Origin of the sequence: Brevibacillus sp. TJ4 (assembly GCF_044627595.2) — a bacterium.
Classification (GTDB): domain Bacteria; phylum Bacillota; class Bacilli; order Brevibacillales; family Brevibacillaceae; genus Brevibacillus.
This window is the reverse complement of the sequence record NZ_CP185865.1, coordinates 4,084,332-4,107,500: the sequence shown is the minus strand read 5'-3', so window position 1 is coordinate 4,107,500 and position 23,169 is coordinate 4,084,332. Positions and strand designations below refer to the sequence as shown.

The window sequence follows — 23,169 nt, the reverse complement described above, 5'->3', positions numbered from 1 at the left end:
GTATCTGAATCCATAGGGTACGAGAAGGCACACCCGGTGAACTGAAACATCTAAGTAGCCGGAGGAAGAGAAAACAAGAGTGATTCCGTCAGTAGCGGCGAGCGAACGCGGAACAGCCTAAACCGTCAGGTTTACCTGACGGGGTTGTGGGGCGTCTCACACGGAGTTACAAAAGACGCGCGTAGGTGAACAGTTTGGGAAAGCTGACCATAGAGCGTGACAGTCGCGTAACCTAAACGCGCGTCTCTCCGAGACCAACCCCGAGTAGTGCGGGACACGTGAAATCCCGTATGAATCTGGCAGGACCATCTGCTAAGGCTAAATACTCCCTAGCGACCGATAGTGAACCAGTACCGTGAGGGAAAGGTGAAAAGCACCCCGGGAGGGGAGTGAAATAGTACCTGAAACCGTGTGCTTACAAATAGTCGGAGCACGATCAATGTGTGACGGCGTGCCTTTTGTAGAATGAACCGGCGAGTTACGGTAGCGTGCGAGGTTAAGTCGAAGAGACGGAGCCGCAGCGAAAGCGAGTCTGAATAGGGCGAGAGTACGTTGCCGTAGACCCGAAACCGTGTGATCTAGCCATGTCCAGGGTGAAGGTAGGGTAACACCTACTGGAGGCCCGAACCCACGCACGTTGAAAAGTGCGGGGATGAGGTGTGGCTAGCGGTGAAATTCCAATCGAACTCGGAGATAGCTGGTTCTCCCCGAAATAGCTTTAGGGCTAGCCTCGGAATGAAGAGTCTTGGAGGTAGAGCACTGATTGGGCTAGGGGCCCTCATCGGGTTACCGAACTCAGTCAAACTCCGAATGCCAATGACTTATGTCCGGGAGTCAGACGGTGAGTGCTAAGATCCATCGTCAAAAGGGAAACAGCCCAGACCATCAGCTAAGGTCCCCAAGTATACGTTAAGTGGGAAACGATGTGGAGTTGCCCAGACAACCAGGATGTTGGCTTAGAAGCAGCCACCATTTAAAGAGTGCGTAATAGCTCACTGGTCGAGTGACTCTGCGCGGAAAATGTAACGGGGCTAAACGTATCACCGAAGCTATGGCAGTCCTTACGGACTGGGTAGGGGAGCGTTCCAAGCAGCGGTGAAGCCGTACCGGAAGGAGCGGTGGAGCGCTTGGAAGTGAGAATGCCGGTGTAAGTAGCGAAAAGACAAGTGAGAATCTTGTCCACCGAAAGCCTAAGGTTTCCTGGGGAAGGCTCGTCCTCCCAGGGTTAGTCGGGACCTAAGCTGAGGCCGAAAGGCGTAGGCGATGGACAACAGGTTGATATTCCTGTACCACCTCTGTACCGTTTGAGCAATGGCGTGACGCAGGAGGATAGGGTGAGCGGCCTACTGGATGGCCGTCCAAGCAGCAAGTGTGGTGTGTAGGCAAATCCGCACACTGTCAAGCACAAGCTGTGATGGCGAGGGAAATTCAAGTACCGAAGTCCCTGATTTCACACTGCCAAGAAAAGCGTCTAGCGAGGAACAAGGTGCCCGTACCGCAAACCGACACAGGTAGGCGAGGAGAGAATCCTAAGGTGCGCGGGATAACTCTTGCTAAGGAACTCGGCAAAATGGCCCCGTAACTTCGGGAGAAGGGGCGCCCCGGTAGGGTGAGGGTCCCCGCCCGACGCGAGCGTAAGCTGGTGTCGGGCGGGCTGAGCCCGAGGGGGCCGCAGTGAAAAGGCCCAAGCGACTGTTTAGCAAAAACACAGGTCTCTGCGAAGCCGCAAGGCGAAGTATAGGGGCTGACGCCTGCCCGGTGCTGGAAGGTTAAGGGGATGGGTTAGCGCAAGCGAAGCTTTGAACCGAAGCCCCAGTAAACGGCGGCCGTAACTATAACGGTCCTAAGGTAGCGAAATTCCTTGTCGGGTAAGTTCCGACCCGCACGAAAGGCGTAACGACTTGGGCGCTGTCTCGGCAAGAGACCCGGTGAAATCATAATACCTGTGAAGATGCAGGTTACCCGCGACAAGACGGAAAGACCCCATGGAGCTTTACTGTAGCCTGGTATTGGAACTTTGTGCATCATGTACAGGATAGGTGGGAAGCTTTGAAGCAGGGGCGCCAGCCTCTGTGGAGCTGTCGGTGGGATACCACCCTTGATGTACGGAGTTTCTAACTCGTCGCCCTGATCGGGCGAGAGGACCATGCCAGGTGGGCAGTTTGACTGGGGCGGTCGCCTCCCAAAAGGTAACGGAGGCGCCCAAAGGTTCCCTCAGAATGGTCGGAAATCATTCGTAGAGTGTAAAGGCAGAAGGGAGCTTGACTGCGAGACCTACAAGTCGAGCAGGGACGAAAGTCGGGCTTAGTGATCCGGTGGTTCCGCATGGAAGGGCCATCGCTCAACGGATAAAAGCTACCCTGGGGATAACAGGCTTATCTCCCCCAAGAGTCCACATCGACGGGGAGGTTTGGCACCTCGATGTCGGCTCATCGCATCCTGGGGCTGAAGTAGGTCCCAAGGGTTGGGCTGTTCGCCCATTAAAGCGGTACGCGAGCTGGGTTCAGAACGTCGTGAGACAGTTCGGTCCCTATCTGTCGCGGGCGCAGGAAGTTTGAGGAGAGCTGTCCTTAGTACGAGAGGACCGGGATGGACGCACCGCTGGTGCACCAGTTGTCACGCCAGTGGCACAGCTGGGTAGCTATGTGCGGAAGGGATAAGCGCTGAAAGCATCTAAGCGTGAAGCCCCCTCCAAGATGAGACTTCCCACAGCGCAAGCTGGTAAGACCCCTCAAAGACGATGAGGTTGATAGGTTCGGTGTGGAAGCGCGGCAACGCGTGGAGCTGACGAATACTAATCGGTCGAGGACTTATCCACACACAATCCACAGCAAACATGCAGATCCAGTTTTGAAGGAATAATCCTTCCTTGTTCCTCGGTAGCTCAGTTGGTAGAGCAATCGGCTGTTAACCGATCGGTCGGCGGTTCGAGTCCGTCCCGAGGAGCCACGCTCCTGTAGCTCAGTCGGTAGAGCGTTTCCATGGTAAGGAAGAGGTCGCAGGTTCGATTCCTGTCGGGAGCACCATTTTACTTCATATAAAGAAACAAATGGCCCGTTGGTGAAGCGGTTTAACACAGCAGCCTTTCACGCTGTCATACAGGGGTTCGAATCCCCTACGGGTCACCATAAAATCCCCCACAAAGTGAAGTGGATGCATTGTAGCAACACCGAGTACTTTGCGGGGGCCCCAACAACATTTTGGGGTATCTGGAGGCTTAGCTCAGCTGGGAGAGCATCTGCCTTACAAGCAGAGGGTCGGCGGTTCGATCCCGTCAGCCTCCACCATGCTATTATGTAGTAGCTATCGGTTACGGGATCTCCCGTTCCGGTTCACCCTTGAAGAAAATCAAAGGAGTATTGCTCGGATACTTCAGATCTTGCTTACATGTGAAGGGGTTTCGACGTAGTATCGCAAGTGGAAGCGATCCCGTCAGCCTCCACCATTTTCATATCATATGGGGAGATAGCGAAGTGGCTAAACGCGGCAGACTGTAAATCTGCTCCCTCTGGGTTCGGCGGTTCGAATCCGTCTCTCCCCACCAGTTTCTTATCGACGGAGGTTATTGGGGTATAGCCAAGCGGTAAGGCAACGGACTTTGACTCCGTCATTCCTAGGTTCGAATCCTAGTACCCCAGCCATTTTTTACGAGCCATTAGCTCAGTTGGTAGAGCATCTGACTTTTAATCAGAGGGTCGAAGGTTCGAGTCCTTCATGGCTCACCAGTTTTTTCTCACATATGTGCCCTTAGCTCAGCTGGATAGAGCGTTTGACTACGAATCAAAAGGTCGGGAGTTCGAATCTCTCAGGGCACGCTTTTATTCTCCATCTAACAAGGAATCTATATCGGGAAGTAGCTCAGCTTGGTAGAGTACTTGGCTTGGGACCAAGGGGTCGCAGGTTCGAATCCTGTCTTCCCGACCATCTTTTTCTCCTGCAGGCAGCATATGCGGGTGCTTTTTTGTCACTATCATCTTGCGGGTGTAGTTCAATGGTAGAACCCCAGCCTTCCAAGCTGGTCGCGTGGGTTCGATTCCCATCACCCGCTCCATGAACAAGCAAAGAACGGGTAATCACAAATGTGGTTGCCTGTTTTTTTATGCAGTTTTTTGTGAAGTTGAGTCATTTCCTGGCAGGAGGCTACAATATAGAGAGAATTTGAACTGTAGCTGGTGGAAGGGGACACAACGATGAACAAAAAGATCAGTATCGTGGGCGTACCGATGGATTTGGGGGCAGACAGGCGGGGAGTCGACATGGGTCCCAGCGCAATCCGGTACGCGGGAGTAGTGGACCGTTTGGAAAAGATGGGCTTTGACATTGACGATAAAGGGGATATTTTCGTTTCCCGGCCGCATCTATACGTGGAGACGGAAAACCATAAGTATTTGCACGAAGTCGTCGAGGCGAATACGAAGCTGGCGCAAGCAGTCAGCGAGATTATGCAGGAAGGCCGCTTTCCGCTCGTCCTGGGCGGCGATCACAGCATCGCGCTGGGAACGATCGGAGGAGTAGCCAAGCATGTGAACAATCTCGGTGTCATCTGGTTTGACGCACATGGTGATTTGAATACAGGAGAGACATCTCCGTCCGGAAACATTCACGGCATGCCGCTTGCAGCCAGTCTCGGCTACGGCCACGAAAAGCTGGTCTCGCTCGCCGGCTTCTCACCGAAGATCAAGCCGGAGCACGTCGTCATTATCGGCGCTCGCTCATTGGATGAGGGAGAGCGTGAGCTGATCAAGCGAATCGGCATCAAAGTATTTACGATGCACGAAATTGACAAGCTGGGCATGGCGCGCGTCATGGACGAAGCGATTGCCCATGTATCCAAAGGGACAGGCGGGGTGCACTTGAGCCTGGACTTAGACGGCCTCGATCCCCATGATGCTCCGGGTGTGGGCACCCCGGTGATTGGCGGCGTCTCCTACCGTGAAGGACATCTCGCTATGGAGATGCTGGCGGATGCCGATATTCTGTGTTCCACCGAGTTTGTCGAAGTAAATCCGATCCTCGACCAGCAAAACCACACTGCCCGCGTTGCAGTCGCCTTGATGAGTTCCGCATTTGGCGATAAACTACTGTAAGTAGACACAAGCAAACAAGAGTAAGGAGAGGGCCCAGGCACCCTCTCCTTTTTTACAAGGAAACACCGGAAGGAAGCTCCCGCCGTTACGGCGTATGACCTCGCATCTTGCGCTTCACGTATCGCCCGCACTGTCAAAATCTTTTCATTACCTTTTCTTTACATCAGGAAAAGATAGATGTACAGTCAAGTATGGAGATACAGTTTATTCAACAGTCGGTCCAGTTTAGCACTTAACTCTACCAGCTCCGGAGTAATCGCTGTCTGTTCCTTGTATCGATCATTAAGCTCTTGGCGCAACTGTTCGATTTGGAGGAGAACATCATTTTTGTTCATGGTCCCACTCTCCTTTACATACGTGAAATGAAGGGTTGCCACTACTACTATATAGGGAAAGAAGCAGGATTTATTCCTCTAATTCCCTTTAAATTCCGTACACAAACATGCCCAAAGACGAAACCATATGCTGTATCATCCGTATAAGGAGTATGGCATTGCGGGGAGGATCGCATGGATTTTGTAGAAAAACGGTTGGTTCAGCGAGCGAAGCGTGGAGAGCGCGATGCCTTTGCTGAGCTGATTGAGATATATAAAGACAAAATTTTTCAGCTCGCGTATCGGATGGTGGGAAACCGTCAGGACGCAGAAGATATTGCGCAGGAGACCTTTTTGCGTGTATATGCCAATTTGCATTCGTATGATGAAAACTATAAATTCTCCACGTGGATTTACCGTATTGCAACCAATCTGTGCATCGACCGCGGCCGAAAGAAACGGCCCGATTTTCACCTGGATGCGGAAATCGAGACGGGAGACGGACTCGATTGGTACTCGCGTCTTTCTTCCCAGGACAAAACGCCTGAGGAGAAGGTCGTGACACAAGAATTGCAGGAAACGGTACAGGATGCCCTGTCCCAGTTGCAACCCAAATATCGTTCCATAATGATTTTGCGCTACATCGAGGATTTGTCATTGCAGGAAATCAGTGAGATCGTGAAGTTGCCTGTGACCACGATCAAAACGCGCATTCATCGCGGGCGGGAAGCTCTGCGCAGTAAGTTGCGATTGATGTAGAAAGGAGTATATACGATGGAATGCCGAGAAATGGTTGTCCTCATCCACGAATGGCTGGATGGTGAGACTGACGAGCTAAGCAATCAACGCTTGCAAAACCATCTGAAAACCTGCGAAACGTGCCGCCAACACCTCCATGAGCTGCAGCGGGTAGTCGCATTTGTGCAAAGCGCTTCGCACATCCATGTCTCGTCTGATTTTACAGCTCGCGTACTGGCGAAATTGCCTGCTCCTTCAAAGAAAACCTTGTTTTCGTCCTGGCTGCGGAACCATCCGTTTTTGACCGCGGCTGCTGTCTTCCTCGTCTTGATGGCAGGAAGCGTAAGCGCCAATTGGTATGACCGTAACGACACGCTACAGGTATCTTCCTCCGAACTAGACAAGTTGAAAATAGACCGTGAGCGCAATGTCGTGGTCGTGCCGGCCGGTACGCAAATCGACGGGGATCTGGTCGTTCGCAATGGAAATGTGGAAGTCCAGGGAGAAGTGCTGGGCAACGTCGTGGCAATCGAAGGGAAAGTGTTTGTAGCCTCTACAGCGCAGGTAGTGGGTAGCACAGAGTCGATCGAAGCGATCGTCGATTGGATCTGGTATGAAGTGAAAAATATTGGAAATGACTTGCTTCCCGTCTTGCGATAAGGGAAAATAGAGAGTACAGCTATTCGTAGCACGGCGTGAGCAGCCGTGCTTTTTCCACAGAAGACTGCCAGCATTGAGATGGAGCGAGATATGGGGGCTTCGCTATGATATCGTTGGATTACGGGGATTTGTTACGGTATGGTACGGATATATTACTCGTAACATACGTGATATATAAATTGATCATGCTGATCCGTGGGACACGGGCAGTACAATTGCTGAAAGGAATCATGGTGATCGTCATCACCTGGCTGGTGAGCAAGTATTTCCAGCTCACCACGCTGCACTGGCTCATGTCGCAAGCCTTTACCTTCGGGGTATTGGCCGTCGTCATCATTTTCCAGCCGGAGCTGCGGCGCGCGCTGGAGCAGCTCGGACGGGGGAGGCTGTTTGCTCGGACCAGCAGCATCCAGGACGATGATACCGTGACGCGCGTTGTCCAGGAGGTGTGCAAATCCGTTACCTATATGGCGAAAAGGCGGATCGGTGCGCTGATTGTAATTGAGCGGGAGACTGGCTTGAATGATTTTGTGGAGACTGGAATTGCGATCAATGGGCGTGTCAGCTCGGAATTATTGATAAATATTTTTATTCCCAATACGCCGCTCCATGATGGAGCTGTTATCATGCGCAAAGACGTCATCCTGGCTGCAGCCTGTTACCTGCCGCTTTCCGAGAACAACTCCATCTCCAAGGAGCTGGGGACCCGTCACCGCGCCGCTATTGGTGTGAGCGAGGTCTCGGACGGGATGTCGATTATCGTATCGGAGGAGACAGGACAGGTATCCTTTGCCGCAAACGGAGCGATGAACCGCAACTTGACGGAGGCTCAACTGGCTGAGTTGCTGACAGAAAATCTGCATCCTCTGTCGAAGAGCAAATCCATGGGCAGTCGTTGGCACTGGAGGCGAAAACATGGATAAGTGGTTGAATAGTCATTGGTTTGCCAGGGCTGTAGCGCTTCTTTTGGCTGTGATGATGTGGATGGTAGTCAACCTGGAGACCGACACCGCCACGCCTGCCGATACGAATCAGCCCATTTTGATAGACGGGGTTACGCTGCATGTCAAGTACGACACGGACCAGTATCAGGTAGTACGGCAGCCGAATACGGTTCAGGTGGCGCTGCAGAGCAGCAATCCGTTTTACCGGCACAACTTTTTCCCGACGGACTCCTGGGAGGTCTACGTCGATGCGATGGGCCTGGGAGCAGGCACGCACAAGGTCCCTGTCCAGTACAAAGGGTTTCCCGAGGATGTAAAGGTCGGTGTCATCCCCAATATGGTGGAGATCACGCTGGAGGAAAAGAAGACGGTAGAGCGGGAAGTGACGGTGGAATTGCTCGGTGTCGTGGCTCCCGGGTACTCGGCAGGAGAGCCGATCGTCAAGCCGTTCCGTGCGCTCGTCCGCGTGCCGGAAAGCCAGGTGGATACCGTCGCAGCCGTCAAGGCAACCGTCGATCTGGAAGGGGCGATTTCGCCGATCAAGACTACGGTGCCATTGAAGGTCGTCGACAAATCCGGAAACGTCATACCGGGCGCAGATGTGACGCCGCTTACGGTAGAAGTGGACATTCCGGTGACCAGTCCGTTCGTAAAAGTGCCACTGAAATTAAACTTGACGAACGAAATGCCGAATGGCTATAGTTTGGCTAGTGTGGAAAGCAGCGTAGATGAAGTGACCGTATACGGGCCCAAGGAAGTGGTGGATGCACTGGCAACAAGCACCTACCCAGGACCAAGCATTGACCTCGGGAACCTGACATCGGATCGCGTCATGGAATTAAAAATACCGTTGAGGGAAAATATCGTAAAAGTAGAGCCGGAGTATCTGAAGGTTTCGCTGAAGGTGGTTCCCTCCACGACAAGGCGTCTGGAACGTATTCCGATCCGCATTAGCGGACTGTCGGAGAACTTGCAGGCGAGGGTCCTGTCCACGACGGGTGAAGAAATCTCGACGCTTGATTTTGACGTGATCGGGGCCGCAGAAGTGCTGCAGGACTTCAGGCAGGAAGATGTGCAGATCATCGCTGACATCAGCAATATGCCGGCAGGTGTATACGAAGTTACACTAAACTACATCTTCAACCAATCGGATTACATCAAGACTGCAGCGAACGCTCCGAAGCAGGTTACCGTGGAAATCACGAGCAAGCAAAGGTAGACATAAGCTGTTGTGCGCACAAGGAAGGAAATGAGGGACAAACATGGGGAAGTATTTCGGTACAGACGGTGTTCGCGGGGTAGCAAATACACAATTGACACCAGAGCTGGCATTTAAAATCGGACGCGTCGGCGGGTATACCTTGACCAAGCATAAGCACGAAGGAAAGCCAAAAGTGGTGATCGGACGGGATACCCGCATTTCCGGCCAAATGCTGGAAAACGCACTGATGGCTGGTTTGCTCTCGGTCGGAGCCGAGGTTGTCAGACTGGGTGTCATCTCTACATCAGGAGTGGCTTATCTCACACGAGCACTCGGTGCAGATGCCGGAGTTATGATTTCCGCTTCACACAATCCGTTTCCCGATAACGGGATCAAGTTTTTCGGCAGCAACGGCTTCAAGCTGTCCGATGTGATGGAAGCGGAAATCGAACAATACTTGGATGCTGGCGAGGACAACTTGCCAAGACCAACCGGAGAGCAAATCGGGACAGTCATCGATTTCCTTGAGGGTTCTCAGAAGTACTTGTCTCACTTGAAAAGCACCGTTACCGAGCGATTTGACGGCATCAAGGTAGTGCTGGACTGCGCCAATGGAGCGGTCTCTTCGCTGGCGGCACGACTGTTTGCAGACGTAGAGGCAGAAGTGTTCACCATCGGTGCCAACCCGAACGGCACCAACATCAACGACCAGTGCGGCTCCACGCATCCGGAGCGACTCCAGGAAGAAGTCGTGAAGCAAAACGCGCATCTCGGTCTCGCCTTTGACGGTGACGCAGATCGCTGCATCGCCGTGGATGAAAACGGGGAGATCATCGACGGGGATTACATCATGGCGATTTGCGCGCGTGCGTTGAAAGCCAAAGGCAAGCTGAACAACAACACCGTCGTGACGACCGTCATGGCCAATATGGGCTTTTTCAAAGGGATGGAGGAATGTTCCATCAACACGACGAAAACGGCGGTAGGAGATCGCTACGTGGTCGAAGAGATGCTGCGCGGCGGCTACAATCTGGGTGGAGAGCAATCGGGGCATATCGTCTTCCTCGATTACAACACGACGGGTGACGGGCTATTGACCGGTCTGCAACTGCTGAACATCATCAAGGAGTCGGGGCAGCCGCTGTCGGAGCTCAAGCAGGTCATGGTCAAATACCCGCAGCTGCTGGTCAATGTACGTGTCGAAGATAAAAGCAAACTGAACGGTAACTCGGCGATCGAGCAGGCGATCCGCGAGGTGGAGGAGGAGCTGGCCGGCAACGGACGTGTGCTGGTTCGCGCTTCCGGAACAGAGCCAATCGTTCGCGTCATGGCAGAAGGCCCGGACACGGACCAACTGCAAAGCCTGGTCGACCGCATCGTTGCCGTCGTGAAGCAAGAACTGGTATAAAAACATGCCGAAGGAGAGGTTTCCATACCTCTCCTTCGTGCATACACATATGGTCAGGGTGGCAGATTGCTGTTTGCTGCGTTATGTGGTAAAGTGATACTGTTCGCCAGAGGGCTACATAAAAAGGAGGCGGTGAGCGAAAAGGAAAAGCGCAGGACAAAGCAAAGAAACATTTCATGTTGGAAAGCGCCAGCACTGGGCCGGACGGAAATGCGCCCAGTGGACGAGGTGGAGGTTTATCGAAGGTTCGGCGGGTACCTCCCGGCAGCGTATCACTGCCGAGGAACACAGGGACAAAACATCGGAGCGATCCGGTGGACAAAGACCTGTTGTGTGATACATTGTTGCGTCGTGTGAATAGAATGAAGCATCTGTAGAAAACACATTCAAAAATGGAATGGCGGGGGCACACCCCCGTACCATGAACCAGGGTTGTGTCCCCCGCCTTCGTGGAAGGGGATACCTAACTTATGTGCGGAATCGTTGGATATATTGGAAATAAATCAGCGCAAGAGGTTGTCGTTGGAGGATTGCGCAAGCTGGAATACCGCGGCTATGACTCGGCTGGGGTAGCTGTCCTGAACGAACAGGGCCTGGAGTTCGATAAAGCAAAAGGTCGTCTGGCTGTACTGGAGGAGCGCCTGGCTGCGCAGCCTTTGCGCGGTACAGTCGGTATCGGTCATACGCGTTGGGCGACTCACGGAAAACCGTCAGACGAAAACTCTCACCCGCATCTGGACGAGAAGCATGCCTTTGCTGTCGTTCACAACGGGATTATCGAGAACTTCCTGCCGATCAAGGAAGAACTGCTGGCCAAAGGGTACACATTTACCTCGGAGACGGACACGGAAGTCATCGCGCACTTGCTCGCTGACATGTACGACGGGGATATTGTCTCCACGGCGCGCAAAGCTGTGAAGCGGATGCGCGGAGCGTACGCGCTGGGCATTATGACGGAGCATGAGCCGGATAAGCTGGTAGCTGTTCGTCTGGCGAGCCCCTTGGTCGTAGGGATCGGCGAGGGAGAGAGCTTCATCGGTTCGGATATTCCGGCGATCCTGGAGCATACGCGCGATGTGTACATCCTCAACGAAGGCGAAATGGCTGTGCTCACGCGTGACGGTGTCGAACTGATGGACGTGGAGAGCGGCAAAAAGGTGGAGCGGGAGATTTTCCATGTCGAGTGGGATCTGGTGCAGGCTGAAAAAGGCGGCTACGATTCGTTCATGCTCAAGGAAATCTACGAGCAGCCGCAGGCCGTGCGCGACACCATGGGTCCGCGCATCGACCCGGACAGCAAGCGTGTCATCCTGCCAGAGCTGAAAATGAGCGATGCCCAGCTCGCTTCGTATGACCGGATTTACATCGTGGCTTGCGGGACATCCATGCACGCCGGTCTGGTCGGAAAAGACGTCATCGAGAAATGGACGCGTATTCCGGTCGAAGTGGCGGTCGCCTCCGAGTTTCGCTACCGCGACCCGATCTACTCCGACAACACGCTGATGATCGTCATCAGCCAATCGGGGGAGACGGCAGATACGCTGGCTGCGCTGCGCGAAGCGAAAAAGAGCCAGGTGAAGGTCCTTGCGATCACCAACGTGGTAGGAAGCTCTGTGGCGCGTGAGGCAGACGAAGTGCTGTTTACGTGGGCAGGACCGGAAGTGGCGGTCGCCTCGACGAAGGCGTATACGTCCCAGGTCGTGACACTGTACCTGTTCGCGCTGTATCTGGCGCAGGTAAAAGGCACGATCGCTTCCGCAGAGATCGCGAATATCGTGGACCATCTGCAAGCGATCCCGGCGCAAATCTCCACGCTGCTGGAGCAGTCCGATAGCATGCGCACCTTTGCCGAAAGCATCCAGGACGTAGGCAGCCTGTTCTTCATCGGACGCAGCCTGGACTACGCTGTATCGCTGGAAGGCTCGCTGAAGCTCAAGGAGATTTCCTACATCCACTCCGAAGCGTATCCGGCTGGTGAGCTGAAGCACGGAACGCTCGCGCTGATCGAAGAAAACGTACCGGTCGTGGCACTCGCCACCCAACCGGATATTTTTGAAAAAATGGTGAGCAACATCGTCGAAGTCAAAGCCCGCGGCGGCCGCATCCTCGGCTTCGCGATGGAAGGCGATACCGAGCTGGCCAAGACCGTCGACGAAGTCGTCACGATCCCGGCCACACTGCCGATGCTCACTCCGATTCTGTCTGTCATTCCATTGCAAATGCTTGCGTACTACGCTTCCGTCGCTCGTGGCCTGGACGTGGATAAACCACGGAATTTGGCGAAGAGTGTGACGGTGGAGTAAGCGATTTGGGGTTAAGTGTTTGTAACCAAAATCAATGTAGTCTCACATACACGAAAAGTCCTGATGATTTTTTCATCGGGACTTTTTTTACACGAGTTACGTTCTAAGATATATCTGCTACTGTCCAGTGATAATGATGTGTTAGACCGGAACCCTTAGGTACTAGGCAGTCCCGGTCTTCTAAATCACCAGGTAATTGAAAATAGTTTTAGACTGCTCCATTGAACGATCGACACCCGCTCGTTCAATAACTAATCACTGAGCAAAAGTTTCATACCATCATGACTAGCAACAAATCCAAGTCGTTCATAGAAGCGATGGGCATCTTTACGTTTTTTATCAGTCGTCAGTTGAATCATCTCGCAACCCATTGCTTTAGCTTCATTAATAGCATATCGGAATAAGGCTTCTCCAACTCCTTTGCCACGATAATTACGGTCAATACGAACACCCTCAATTTGACCACGTATCATTCCTAATCTTGCAATCCCCGGAATAATTGTAAGCTGAAGACAACCAATAACTTCGTCGTTATCCAAAGCAACGATTATGGAATTCCCGGCCTGTTGTTCAATCTTTGCAAAAGCATCCATGTATGCTTTTGGCAGTGGATGTTCAAAACGCTCACGAGTAGCACCCAATTCATCATCCGCCAACAAACGGACAATTGCGGGAAGATGGTTTGCAGTTGCAGTTTTAAATTCCATACTGACCTCCCAAATTTTATTGTTATAAGGTGTTTCTCTATTCAAGGAAAACGTGGGTCAATGATGTGTAAATGAGTATAAAAAAAGGTTCGCAAAAATTCCGTTAGTTTCATCTGATAAAACTAAGTTTCATTTTATATATCTTAACTTAATATAAGGAAAATGAGAAATGAAAATTTCGCATGGGTTTTCCTTACATTTTTTTAATGTCGCATGTTTTGATCTTACATGCATCTGCATGTAAGGAAGTCACACCCATTCAGAAACCAATGCCCCTAGTTAGTAAAAAGTATTTTATTCGTAAGATTGAAAATTGTTAATTGACAATGTGAACAAGAGCCAGTACATTTATAGTAATTCAAGCAAGTGCAGAATTGTTTAGTAAATCGATATACTTGAATTTTTCAGTAAAGTTTGAAATCCTTGTATGTGTAGTACAATTCAAACGGGAAACAGGTAGTGAGTTTTGAGCTAGTAAGGGTTAGTACATCGATTTACTAATCGAAATTTTACTTTTAGTACATCGATTTACTAATGAGTTCGTTACGAGTCGAAGTCTTACTCTAGAAAGTACATCGATCTACTAAACTACTAAGTAACCGGCCTTTCAAACTACTCCGTTACACCAGTGAGGTTAATCGGCGTAAGGAAGGGACGAGGGTCTTTTAGTAAATCGATATACTAAATCAAAGAGTTCCAAATCTGTAGCGCAAGATGGTTTATTGCACATGCTTCGGGCATATTGCTTTTTTGGTCCCATTCACAGCCGAGCAACGCCGTGTGCAAGAAGGCGGGTGTGCCTGCCAAACGACAAGGAATACAAAGGAGAAAGTACGTTGAGAGTAAAAGACAAAGTTGCCTTCATCACAGGTGGTGGGGGTGAAATAGCCAGGGCAATTGCACATGAATTTCTCCAAAACGGAGCGTCAATCCTGCTTTTCGATCGGGATCAGGAGCTGCTGGATCGGGCTATCAGCCAGCTCTCTTCATTCGGTGATCGTGTGCAAGCGTTTGCAGGAGACGTTTGCAAATTTAATGATCTGGAACAAGCAGTCGACTTGTGTGTCAAGAAGTTTGGGAAAATTGACATCTTGATTACCTGTGTGGGTATCGCCAAGCATTTGCCCATCGATGAAATGTCGGAGGAGTCATGGCAAAGTGTCCTCAATGTTAATCTCACGGGAACGTACCTTGCCTGTAAGGCGGTCATCCCGGAAATGAAGAAAAACAATTATGGACGCATCGTCAATATCTCTTCTTTGGGCGGCCGAACAGGCAGACCCAATGTCGGTGTCAACTACGCCGCGTCCAAAGCAGGGATCATCGGCTTGACGATGGCCTTGGCTCGCGAACTTGGCCCATGGGGCATTACCGTGAATGCGATTGCGCCTGGGCCAGTAGAAGGGCCGTTCAACAAGGATATGCCGCCGGATAAAGTGGCGATGCTGAAGGCTGGTGTGTGCATCGACCGTTTTGGCTCGAATCAAGACGTAGCGTATGCGGCACTGTACCTGGGAAGTAATGAAGCCTCTTGGGTTACGGGTGAAGTTCTCGATGTAAACGGCGGATTGTATATGTAGGCAAGCGTCCTGGACAGGAAATGGAGGTGTATAAGATGGCAAGGCAGTATTCTTTGGCCTATCTCACAGTGTTTGGCTGTTCACCACCCGAGATGACGTATATCGCTGCACGGACGGGTTATGATTTTGTCAGCTTTCGACCGATTCCGCTGGGAACTCCCAATGAACCGAAATACTTATTGGCTGAAGACAAGGCGCTGCTGAAGGACACCAAGGCGGCCCTTGGCGAGACCGGAATCCGGTTGCTCGACGTCGAACTGGCACGCATTTACGATGGGGTAGATTTGCAAAGCTACATACCCGCGATGGAAGCAGCTGCAGAGCTTGGCGGACGTCATATCATCACCAGCGGTTGGAGCAATGAGCGCAATTTCCTGGTTGATTCATATGCCGAGCTGTGCGAGATGGCCAAGCCATATGGCCTGACAGTAGACTTCGAATTTGTGTACTGGTCAAGTGTCCCGACGATAGGTGAAGCGCTGGACATCATTCGTTCCGCTAATAGTGACAATGCCGGCCTTCTGATCGATACACTTCACTGGTATGCTGTCGGCGGCAATCTTGACGAGTTGGACGCCGTTTCGGACGAATGGCTGCACTTTACCCACATCAACGATGCGCCAACCGAACTGCCGACCACACAAGAAGAATGGATACGAATCGGGCGCGAGCAGCGACTTTATATTGGAGAAGGCGGCGTTGATTTGCGGGGACTCGTCCAGCGATTGCCGGAAATCCCTTATTCCATAGAGATCCCGAATCTACGACGGGCGCAGGAGCTGGGGTATGAGGAGTATGCGCGGCGTTGTCTGCGGACGGCAAAAGCTGTTATCGACCAGCAGCAGTAAGACCGAAGCAATGAACAACCTATTTTGACAAAGGAAGGGTAATGATGAAGCTGCCAACTCATGTAACCGTTTGCGAGGTAGCACCGCGTGACGGATTTCAGGCAATACACGAGTGGATTCCCACCGAGAAGAAAGTCGAAATCGTGAAAATGTTAGCGTCTACAGGGCTCACATCGATGGAGATCACGTCCTTTGTACACCCGAAAGCGATACCCCAGTTGCGCGATGCCGAGGAAGTGGTCCGCGCGATGCAGGATCAACAAGAGATCAAACTTCGCGCTTTGGTGCCAAATGTGCGAGGGGCAGCCCGTGCGATTGACGTGGGGATCAAAAAGCTGAAGCTGATGCTGTCCGCTACCGACTCCCATAGTTTGTCCAATAGCAATTGTCTCGTCAAGGATGCGCTGGAAGGGATGAAACCGATCATCGAATTGGCGCAAAAACACGACGTTGCTGTGGGCGGATCTATCTCGGTAGCATTCGGATGTCCGTTTGAAGGAAAAGTCCCGCTGGAGAAAATCTGCTCGATCATTGAGCATTACCAAAGCCTGGGGATACACGAAGTGTCTTTGGCGGACAGCACCGGGGTGGCCAATCCGCAGCAAGTCGATCACATGCTGGGGGTATTGGTCAAACAGTTCTCTTCCGTGACCTTTTCCATGCACCTGCACAATACGCGCGGGATGGCGTTGGCGAATGCTGTCGCCGCCCTTCAACAGGGCATAGTGCACTTTGACAGTTCCATTGCGGGATTAGGCGGCTGTCCCTATTTGCCAGGTGCAACGGGCAATATCGCCACGGAGGATTTAATCCACGCGTTTGAACAAATGGGGGTTCGCACAGGGGTGAACGAGGCTCGATTGCTGGCTGTCGCTCGTCAAGTCAAAGATATGATCGGCTACGATGGCGGAAGTTTTCTTCTGCAGGCAGGTCCGTGTTCACAGCTGCATCAAAAACCGACATCACAGCAGAAGCTCGGGTGAGGGGAAACGTCAAAAAATCTATTTAGCGGGGGGCATGAATGAATCCATGAAAGCGCTACTTTCTCATCAATTGGTGAAATATTTGGAGGATCGCGGTGTAGAGCATCTGTTTGGTCTATGCGGACATACCAATATCGCTGTCCTGTCAGCGTTGGAAGGCAGCAAAATCACGTTTGTCAACACACGGCATGAACAAATTGCCGCTCACATTGCCGACGGATACGCGAGAGCGAAAAAGCAAACGGCCGTCGTCCTGAGTCATCTTGGTCCAGGATTGACCAATGCTGCTACCGGCGTGGCCAATGCCGCTCTCGATTCCATTCCGATGGTCGTCATTGCCGGCGATGTGCCGAGTCATTATTACGGCAAGCATCCGCACCAGGAAGTCAATCTGCATGCGGATGCCTCCCAATACGAAATTTACCGTCCTTTTGTGAAACGCGCATGGCGTGTTGACCGACCCGACCTATTCCCGCAAATCTTGGAAAAGGCGTTCCAACTGGCGGAAAGCGGAAGACCCGGTCCGGTCCTGGTCTCTGTACCGATGGACATTTTCTCCGCAGAAATCGATGTGGAGCTGTTCGAAAAGGTGAAGCACCACACCCGCAAGCTGCACAAGCCTTCGATCGATAATGAAACGGCAACCAGGATCGTCGAAATGCTGGTTCAAGCCAAATCCCCTGTCATTTATGCGGGCGGAGGCATTATGATTGCGGATGCCGCAGAGGAATTGAAGCAGCTGGTGGATCATTTGAGTATTCCGGTAGCCTACAGTTTGATGGGAAAAGGCGCAATCGCTGACGATCATCCGTTTGCTTTGGGGATGACGGGCTTTTGGGGAACGACTTTCATCAATGACACGACCCGCAATGCCGATTTGATTTTGGCCTTGGGCACACGTTTTGCGGAAGCGGACGCGAGCTCCTGGGAAAATGAGTATACATTTGATATTCCGAAGACCAAGCTGATCCATATCGATATTGATCCCAGTGAGATTGGCCGAAACTATCCTGCCGAGATTGGCGTTGTGGCCGATTTGAGAGAAACGCTAAAAGTGATGAACCGTGTAGCCAAACAGCTGTATCCAAATGGCCGGCAAAATGATGAGCTGAAGCAAAAAATCTCGGCCTACCGGGCTGACTTTCAAGCTGATAACAAGGAACACTGCATTTCCGATGCGTTCCCGATGACTCCGCAGCGGATATTGCAAGATGTGCGCGAGGTCTTGCCCCGAAACGGGATCATTACCACCGACGTGGGCTGGAACAAAAACGGGGTAGGGCAGCAATTCCCCGTTTACGAGCCAGGGACTGTACTCACTCCGGGGGGACTGGCGACGATGGGCTTCGGCGCTCCTGCTGCGTTGGGGGCAAAAATCGCCCAACCTGGACGAGTGGTCATTTCCCTGGTAGGTGATGGCGGTTTCGGGCAAAATCCGGCGGTTCTGGCGACTGCTGCCGAACAAAACATTCCGGTCATCTGGGTCATTATGAACAATTACGCGTTCGGCACCATTGCCGGACTGCAAAAGGCCCATTTCGGAACTCTTCTGGGTACCGTTTTCCAAAGAGATGGGCAGCCGTACTCTCCGGATTACGCGGCGATCGCCCGGGCATATGGCATTGAGGGGGTAAAAATCCAATCGGCGGATGAGTTTAAAACGGTGCTCAAACAGGCGATTGATAGGAACGTACCGTTTGTCATCGACGTGCAGATGCAAAACATTCCGACGCCGACAGCAGGACATTGGAATATCATGGACATCTATTCACCGGACAAAAAAGTGCATCACGTAGCAGTGGAAGCCTAAATGTGGAGGAGGAACCGACAGTGGCAGAGATAAAAACAAAGCCGACGGAGCTAACCGAAGTACAGCAGCAGGAATTGGACGAAGCGTTTGAAAAAGCCAGAAAAGCGCTGGCGATCATCGAGACGTATGATCAGGAGCGGGTGGACCGTCTCAGCCAAGCCGTCGCCTGGGCGGTCGCCAACAAGCGAACATTCCAGCGGTTGGTGGAGATGGGGATCGAGGAGAGCGGATTGGGCGATTACGAGAGCCGGATGAACAAGCGCTTCAAAATCCGCGGCGTACTGAGGGACGCTTTGCGTCAAAAGAGCGTAGGCATCATCGAAGAAATTCCGGAAAAGGGGATTGTCAAATACGCCAAACCTGTCGGCGTCATCGGTTCGATCGTCCCGACGACCAATCCCGATTTGACACCGGCGGGAAATGCAATATACGCCATCAAAGCCCGTGATGTAGTCATTTTTTCACCGCACCCGCGTTCGAAGAAAACTACCTTCGAGACAGTTCGCCTGATGAGAGAGGCGTTGGAGAGAGAAGGCGCGCCTGCTGACATCCTGCAATGTCTGACGAATGTCAATATTCCGATGACGAAAGCGCTCATGGCCAGAGCCGATCTCGTACTTGCGACAGGCGGAAAGGACATGGTGAAGAGTGCCTACAGCTCCGGAACTCCGGCTTACGGTGTGGGAGCAGGCAACGCCACGATGATTATCGACGAAACCGCAAATGTGGCGGAAGCGGCGCGCAACACCATGTTGAGCAAAACGTCTGACTTTGGTTCCGGCTGTTCCGCAGACGGTAATCTCATCATCCATGAGAGCATTTTTGATGCGTTGCTGGAACAATTGGTCGCCGAGGGCGGCTATATAGCCAACGAGGAAGAAAAGGCGAAGCTGCGCGATGCCATGTGGGACGCGGAAGGTCATCGCATCCCGACGACTGTTGCGATTGCCCCGCAAAAATTGGCGGAAGAAGCCGGGTTTACGATTCCCGCCGATCGCAAGTTTATCATCGTTCATGGCGATCAAATCGGTAAAGAGCATCCTTTTTCCGGCGAGAAGCTGACCACATTGCTGGCTGTTTACAAATACGAGGGTGAGTTTGAAAACGCGCTTGATACGATGCGGGCGATTTATGAAGTAGGAGGTAGAGGCCACTCGGTCGGAATTTACTCCTTCGATGATGACCACATTCACCGTCTGGCGCTCGCTGCTCCCGTGAGCAGAATTATGGTGCGTCAGCCACAGTCGAAAGCCAACGCCGGAGCATTCAACAATGGTATGCCGATGACTTCCAGCATGGGCTGTGGAACATGGGGAGGCAATATCACCTCGGAAAATATACACCTGAAACATTACTTGAATACAACATGGGTTTCCACGCCGATTCCTGAGGACAAGCCTTCCGATGAAGAACTGTTTGGGCAATTCTACGATGCTGATTTAGAAAAATAGAGGGACAAGCAGTTTCCGCTTTCTTCACGACAACTCAATGTGAGGAAAGTGGAGACTGCATCAAATATGTACCTAAAAATTCCATTTACAGGGGGCTTCCATGAAAAAATTCGTTGTATTTTCCGTATTGACGTGCATGTTGGCACTGGCAGGCTGCAGTTCTTCGAATAGCAGCAATTCAACTACCGGGGACAGTCAGCCAGCGCCAAAAACCATGAAGGTCGCGATTACGGTGCCGAAGGACAGATCGTACGCCAAAGCGCTGTACAGCTTTGCCGAAAAAGTGGAAGCGGAAACCGCCGGCTCGATCAAGGTGCAAATTTTCCCGGATGGGCAACTGGGTGGAGACCGTGATAATTACAACGGAATGAAAGCGAATACAATTCAGGCTTCACTTATCGCTCCGGCGCCAATCGCTGCGGATGCTCCGCGATTTAATGCTTTGGAACTGCCGTTTTTGTTCAAAGATGCAGAGACGGCCTATAAAGTTCTTGACGGGCCTGTCGGAAAAGAATTGCTCGAAGATTTGCCGCCAACAGGGGTCGTCGGTCTGAGCTATTGGGAAAACGGATTTCGGCATCTGACGAATAACGTGAGGGAAGTAAAGTCGGCCGATGACGTTGCCGGGCTGAAAATCAGGACGATGGAGAGCGCAATTCACTTGGATCTGTGGAAAGAGCTGGGGGCTACACCTACTCCGCTGGCCTATACGGAGTTGTTTACAGCGTTGGAACAGCAAGTGGTAGACGGACAGGAAAATCCTTCCGGCAATGTCACAACCGCCAAGTTTTACGAGGTACAAAAATACTTAACCAAAACGGGCCATGTATATAATCCGATGATCTTCCTGGTCAGCAAAAATTTCTGGGATTCTCTGACCGATCAGGAGAGAGAGATTATCGCCAAGGTTGCAGATGAGATGAAAGAAGTATCGCGTCAATTAAACCAGCAGGAAGACCAAGAGGCGATGGAATATTTGGTTCAGCAAGGAATGACAATCACCGAACTGAGTCCGGAAGAAAAGGATAAGTTTCAGGAAAAAGTAAGACCTGTATATGAAAAGTATGCGGCAGAGCTTGGGGAAGATCTGGTCAATAAACTGCTAGAAGCGACGAAGTAGGGTTGTTATGCCGATAGCTTAGGGAACCTCCATTCTTTGAGCTATCGGTTCTACGTCAAAACCAATGAGGGTGAACCATGGAGAGAATCAGCAAACTGTTAAATTCATTTCTCAATGTCTTTATGGCGGTCTGCCTGGCACTCATGTCAATACTCGTTTTCAGTAATGTCGTTTTGCGGTATGCCTTGAATTCCGGAATCCCGTGGGCGGAGGAAATGTCGCGTTTTCTGTTTGTTTGGATGGTCTTTCTCGGAGCCATAGGAGCGTTGAAGGATCATGGCCACTTGGGAGTCGATCTGGTTATCAAAAAGTTGCCGGAGAGCCTCCGGCGCGTTTCCCTTCTACTGGCGAATCTGATCTGTTTATTTATTCTTTGGCTCGTTCTGGATGGAAGCTGGAAATTGACGGTTCTCAGCTTGGAAAGCCTTGCCCCTGCTACTGGCTTGCCATATGCGGTTCTGTTTGGGGTCGGGATTGTCTGCAGCCTTGGGATGGGAGTTGTCATTTTGTTTCACATTTACCAAATTATCACCGGTAAAATGCCAACTGTACCGCCGGATGAAGACATCGCGGAACCCAGCACCGATCTGACTGAACCTGCTTCCGGGGGTGAGAAGTAACATGACGCTAACGATTTTTGCTATTGTGCTTCTGGGAGTCATGGCGTTGGGTGCTCCTATTGCGTTTGCTTTGCTGGCAAGCGGTGTGGCGTTGATGATCTATCTGGACATTTTCGATAGCGTCATTATCGCTCAAAACCTGATTAAAGGTGCTGACAGTTTTCCTCTTCTGGCTGTACCGTTCTTCATTCTAGCCGGAGAATTGATGAACGCGGGCGGTATTTCCAAACGAATCGTGAATCTGGCCATGGCGCTGTTTGGGCACATTCGCGGCGGATTGGGTTATGTGGCAATCCTCGGTAGTGTCCTGTTTGCCGGTTTATCCGGTTCTGCGGTAGCGGATACGGCAGCTTTGGGAGCTATTCTCATCCCGATGATGGTCAAATCTGGATACAACAGGAATCGTTCGACAGGGCTGATTGCTGCTGGCGGCATCATTGCGCCCATCATTCCGCCAAGCATACCGATGATTATTTTCGGTGTAACGAGCGGTGTCTCGATTACCAAATTGTTTATGGCTGGTATCGTTCCGGGCCTGCTGATTGCAGTGGGACTGATTGTCATCTGGTGGTGGCTGGTACGTAAGGATAATATGCAGGTGTTCCCTCGAAAATCCGGCAAGGAAATCGTTAAGGCCACGCGAGAAGCGATTTGGGCGCTACTGTTGCCGGTCATTATTGTAGCGGGATTGCGCGGCGGGATCTTTACGCCTACCGAAGCGGGGGTTATCGCTGCCTTCTACGCGCTGTTTGTGGGTTTGGTGATTTATCGTGAGCTGAAAATTCAGGTATTGTACAAGGTTTTGGTTGCGGCTGCAAAAATGACGAGTACCGTTTTGTTCCTGGTAGCTGCCGCCATGGTATCGGCCTGGCTGATTACCGTTGCTGATCTGCCTTCTCTATTGACGGGCCTGCTGGAGCCATTGATTGAAAGTCCGCTTGCCCTAATGCTCATTATCACTCTCCTGGTAATCGCTTTGGGAACAGCGATGGACATGGTTCCGTTAATTTTGATTCTCACCCCGGTTTTAATGCCGCTCGTAAATCTGGCAGGCATCGATCCGGTATACTTTGGCGTGGTATTTGTCGTTGCCGGATGTATCGGTCTGTTGACTCCTCCTGTCGGCACTGTGTTAAATGTAGCATGCAGTGTAGGAAAAATTACGCTGGTAGATATATTGAAAGGAATCTGGCCGTTCTTGCTGGTAGAGATCGTAGTGCTTATTTTACTAATCTTGTTCCCGTCTCTCGTTACGGTTCCCCTGGAATGGTTTACGTAGTCTGGAGCCTATCAGGTGTAACCCAGACCAACCTTTCTTGATGTCAGTTCGTTGCCAAAAAGAAATTTCGTTTTTCCAGTGTATGGTTAGTTTGGTATATTGGAATAGATTGATCT

17 protein-coding genes, 10 tRNA genes and 1 rRNA gene (1 of these 28 cut by a window edge) are annotated in these 23,169 nt (G+C 51.6%); 26 read left to right on the top strand and 2 right to left on the bottom strand.

Annotated features, from left to right (window positions below; translation table 11 throughout):
- The 12 genes from ACAF76_RS20135 to rocF form a co-directional block, all read left to right on the top strand.
- Window positions 1–2,818: ribosomal RNA gene (locus ACAF76_RS20135) — 23S ribosomal RNA — on the top strand; it begins 153 nt to the left of the window's first position.
- Between the two features lie 55 nt (window positions 2,819–2,873).
- Window positions 2,874–2,949, top strand: a tRNA-Asn gene (locus ACAF76_RS20130).
- Window position 2,950: 1 nt separating this feature from the next.
- Window positions 2,951–3,026, top strand: a tRNA-Thr gene (locus ACAF76_RS20125).
- A gap of 25 nt (window positions 3,027–3,051) precedes the next feature.
- Window positions 3,052–3,128: transfer RNA gene (locus ACAF76_RS20120), tRNA-Glu, on the top strand.
- A gap of 83 nt (window positions 3,129–3,211) precedes the next feature.
- A tRNA-Val gene (locus ACAF76_RS20115) sits at window positions 3,212–3,287 on the top strand.
- 172 nt (window positions 3,288–3,459) lie between these two features.
- Window positions 3,460–3,544 (top strand) — tRNA-Tyr (locus ACAF76_RS20110).
- 22 nt (window positions 3,545–3,566) lie between these two features.
- Window positions 3,567–3,641, top strand: a tRNA-Gln gene (locus tag ACAF76_RS20105).
- An 8-nt stretch (window positions 3,642–3,649) separates the two neighbouring features.
- Window positions 3,650–3,725: transfer RNA gene (locus tag ACAF76_RS20100), tRNA-Lys, on the top strand.
- Window positions 3,726–3,741: 16 nt separating this feature from the next.
- A tRNA-Arg gene (locus tag ACAF76_RS20095) sits at window positions 3,742–3,815 on the top strand.
- A 32-nt stretch (window positions 3,816–3,847) separates the two neighbouring features.
- Window positions 3,848–3,924 (top strand) — tRNA-Pro (locus tag ACAF76_RS20090).
- A 53-nt stretch (window positions 3,925–3,977) separates the two neighbouring features.
- A tRNA-Gly gene (locus ACAF76_RS20085) sits at window positions 3,978–4,051 on the top strand.
- A gap of 139 nt (window positions 4,052–4,190) precedes the next feature.
- On the top strand, window positions 4,191–5,087 hold the full coding sequence (gene rocF, locus ACAF76_RS20080) for an arginase (RefSeq protein WP_400164617.1): 897 nt from the start codon (window positions 4,191–4,193) through the stop codon (window positions 5,085–5,087).
- A 185-nt stretch (window positions 5,088–5,272) separates the two neighbouring features.
- On the opposite strand, the gene ACAF76_RS20075 is transcribed toward rocF, so the two are convergent.
- Window positions 5,273–5,422: a Spo0E family sporulation regulatory protein-aspartic acid phosphatase gene (locus tag ACAF76_RS20075; protein ID WP_400164616.1), complete on the bottom strand. Its 150-nt coding sequence runs from the start codon at window positions 5,420–5,422 to the stop codon at window positions 5,273–5,275.
- A gap of 174 nt (window positions 5,423–5,596) precedes the next feature.
- Between ACAF76_RS20075 and sigW the strand changes: the two genes are divergently transcribed.
- From sigW to glmS, 6 genes are all read left to right on the top strand, one after another.
- Window positions 5,597–6,160, top strand: coding sequence for an RNA polymerase sigma factor SigW (gene sigW / locus ACAF76_RS20070; RefSeq protein WP_400164615.1), 564 nt, complete (start codon window positions 5,597–5,599; stop codon window positions 6,158–6,160).
- Between the two features lie 15 nt (window positions 6,161–6,175).
- On the top strand, window positions 6,176–6,799 hold the full coding sequence (locus ACAF76_RS20065; protein WP_400164614.1) for a zf-HC2 domain-containing protein: 624 nt from the start codon (window positions 6,176–6,178) through the stop codon (window positions 6,797–6,799).
- 104 nt (window positions 6,800–6,903) lie between these two features.
- Window positions 6,904–7,722, top strand: coding sequence for a diadenylate cyclase CdaA (gene cdaA / locus ACAF76_RS20060; protein ID WP_400164613.1), 819 nt, complete (start codon window positions 6,904–6,906; stop codon window positions 7,720–7,722).
- The gene (locus ACAF76_RS20055; RefSeq protein WP_400164612.1) at window positions 7,715–8,962 is read left to right on the top strand and encodes a YbbR-like domain-containing protein; all 1,248 of its coding nucleotides are present in this window, start codon (window positions 7,715–7,717) and stop codon (window positions 8,960–8,962) included. Before cdaA ends, ACAF76_RS20055 begins: the two co-directional genes overlap by 8 nt.
- A 43-nt stretch (window positions 8,963–9,005) precedes the next feature.
- On the top strand, window positions 9,006–10,352 hold the full coding sequence (glmM, locus tag ACAF76_RS20050) for a phosphoglucosamine mutase (RefSeq protein ID WP_400164611.1): 1,347 nt from the start codon (window positions 9,006–9,008) through the stop codon (window positions 10,350–10,352).
- Between the two features lie 470 nt (window positions 10,353–10,822).
- Window positions 10,823–12,655: a glutamine--fructose-6-phosphate transaminase (isomerizing) gene (glmS, locus tag ACAF76_RS20045; protein WP_400164610.1), complete on the top strand. Its 1,833-nt coding sequence runs from the start codon at window positions 10,823–10,825 to the stop codon at window positions 12,653–12,655.
- A gap of 251 nt (window positions 12,656–12,906) precedes the next feature.
- On the opposite strand, the gene ACAF76_RS20040 is transcribed toward glmS, so the two are convergent.
- Complete coding sequence (locus ACAF76_RS20040) at window positions 12,907–13,362, bottom strand: GNAT family N-acetyltransferase (RefSeq protein ID WP_400164609.1); 456 nt, start codon at window positions 13,360–13,362, stop codon at window positions 12,907–12,909.
- Window positions 13,363–14,198: 836 nt separating this feature from the next.
- On the opposite strand from ACAF76_RS20040, the gene ACAF76_RS20035 reads away from it, so the two are divergent.
- The 8 genes from ACAF76_RS20035 (at window position 14,199) to ACAF76_RS20000 (ending at window position 23,053) form a co-directional block, all read left to right on the top strand.
- Window positions 14,199–14,942, top strand: coding sequence for an SDR family NAD(P)-dependent oxidoreductase (locus tag ACAF76_RS20035; RefSeq protein WP_400164608.1), 744 nt, complete (start codon window positions 14,199–14,201; stop codon window positions 14,940–14,942).
- Window positions 14,943–14,995: 53 nt separating this feature from the next.
- On the top strand, window positions 14,996–15,790 hold the full coding sequence (locus ACAF76_RS20030) for a sugar phosphate isomerase/epimerase family protein (RefSeq protein WP_421617301.1): 795 nt from the start codon (window positions 14,996–14,998) through the stop codon (window positions 15,788–15,790).
- A gap of 44 nt (window positions 15,791–15,834) precedes the next feature.
- Window positions 15,835–16,773: a hydroxymethylglutaryl-CoA lyase gene (locus ACAF76_RS20025; protein WP_400164606.1), complete on the top strand. Its 939-nt coding sequence runs from the start codon at window positions 15,835–15,837 to the stop codon at window positions 16,771–16,773.
- A gap of 46 nt (window positions 16,774–16,819) precedes the next feature.
- Complete coding sequence (locus tag ACAF76_RS20020) at window positions 16,820–18,583, top strand: thiamine pyrophosphate-binding protein (RefSeq protein WP_400164605.1); 1,764 nt, start codon at window positions 16,820–16,822, stop codon at window positions 18,581–18,583.
- Window positions 18,584–18,603: 20 nt separating this feature from the next.
- Window positions 18,604–20,034: an aldehyde dehydrogenase family protein gene (locus ACAF76_RS20015; RefSeq protein WP_400164604.1), complete on the top strand. Its 1,431-nt coding sequence runs from the start codon at window positions 18,604–18,606 to the stop codon at window positions 20,032–20,034.
- Between the two features lie 100 nt (window positions 20,035–20,134).
- Entirely contained in the window at window positions 20,135–21,154 is a 1,020-nt protein-coding gene (locus ACAF76_RS20010; protein WP_400164603.1) for a DctP family TRAP transporter solute-binding subunit, read from the top strand.
- A 77-nt stretch (window positions 21,155–21,231) separates the two neighbouring features.
- The gene (locus ACAF76_RS20005) at window positions 21,232–21,774 is read left to right on the top strand and encodes a TRAP transporter small permease (RefSeq protein WP_400164602.1); all 543 of its coding nucleotides are present in this window, start codon (window positions 21,232–21,234) and stop codon (window positions 21,772–21,774) included.
- A gap of 1 nt (window position 21,775) precedes the next feature.
- A complete protein-coding gene (locus ACAF76_RS20000) occupies window positions 21,776–23,053 on the top strand; it encodes a TRAP transporter large permease (RefSeq protein ID WP_400164601.1) in 1,278 nt (425 codons plus the stop codon).
- Window positions 23,054–23,169: the final 116 nt, after the last annotated feature.

Coding starts and splice junctions, on each gene's coding strand:
- glmM (WP_400164611.1), top strand. CDS start 9,006: ATGGGGAAGTATTTCGGTACAGACGGTGTTCGCGGGGTAGCAAATACA.
- sigW (WP_400164615.1), top strand. CDS start 5,597: ATGGATTTTGTAGAAAAACGGTTGGTTCAGCGAGCGAAGCGTGGAGAG.
- ACAF76_RS20000 (WP_400164601.1), top strand. CDS start 21,776: ATGACGCTAACGATTTTTGCTATTGTGCTTCTGGGAGTCATGGCGTTG.
- ACAF76_RS20055 (WP_400164612.1), top strand. CDS start 7,715: ATGGATAAGTGGTTGAATAGTCATTGGTTTGCCAGGGCTGTAGCGCTT.
- ACAF76_RS20075 (WP_400164616.1), bottom strand. CDS start 5,422: ATGAACAAAAATGATGTTCTCCTCCAAATCGAACAGTTGCGCCAAGAG.
- ACAF76_RS20010 (WP_400164603.1), top strand. CDS start 20,135: ATGAAAAAATTCGTTGTATTTTCCGTATTGACGTGCATGTTGGCACTG.
- ACAF76_RS20020 (WP_400164605.1), top strand. CDS start 16,820: ATGAAAGCGCTACTTTCTCATCAATTGGTGAAATATTTGGAGGATCGC.
- ACAF76_RS20025 (WP_400164606.1), top strand. CDS start 15,835: ATGAAGCTGCCAACTCATGTAACCGTTTGCGAGGTAGCACCGCGTGAC.
- cdaA (WP_400164613.1), top strand. CDS start 6,904: ATGATATCGTTGGATTACGGGGATTTGTTACGGTATGGTACGGATATA.
- ACAF76_RS20065 (WP_400164614.1), top strand. CDS start 6,176: ATGGAATGCCGAGAAATGGTTGTCCTCATCCACGAATGGCTGGATGGT.
- rocF (WP_400164617.1), top strand. CDS start 4,191: ATGAACAAAAAGATCAGTATCGTGGGCGTACCGATGGATTTGGGGGCA.
- ACAF76_RS20005 (WP_400164602.1), top strand. CDS start 21,232: ATGGAGAGAATCAGCAAACTGTTAAATTCATTTCTCAATGTCTTTATG.
- ACAF76_RS20040 (WP_400164609.1), bottom strand. CDS start 13,362: ATGGAATTTAAAACTGCAACTGCAAACCATCTTCCCGCAATTGTCCGT.
- glmS (WP_400164610.1), top strand. CDS start 10,823: ATGTGCGGAATCGTTGGATATATTGGAAATAAATCAGCGCAAGAGGTT.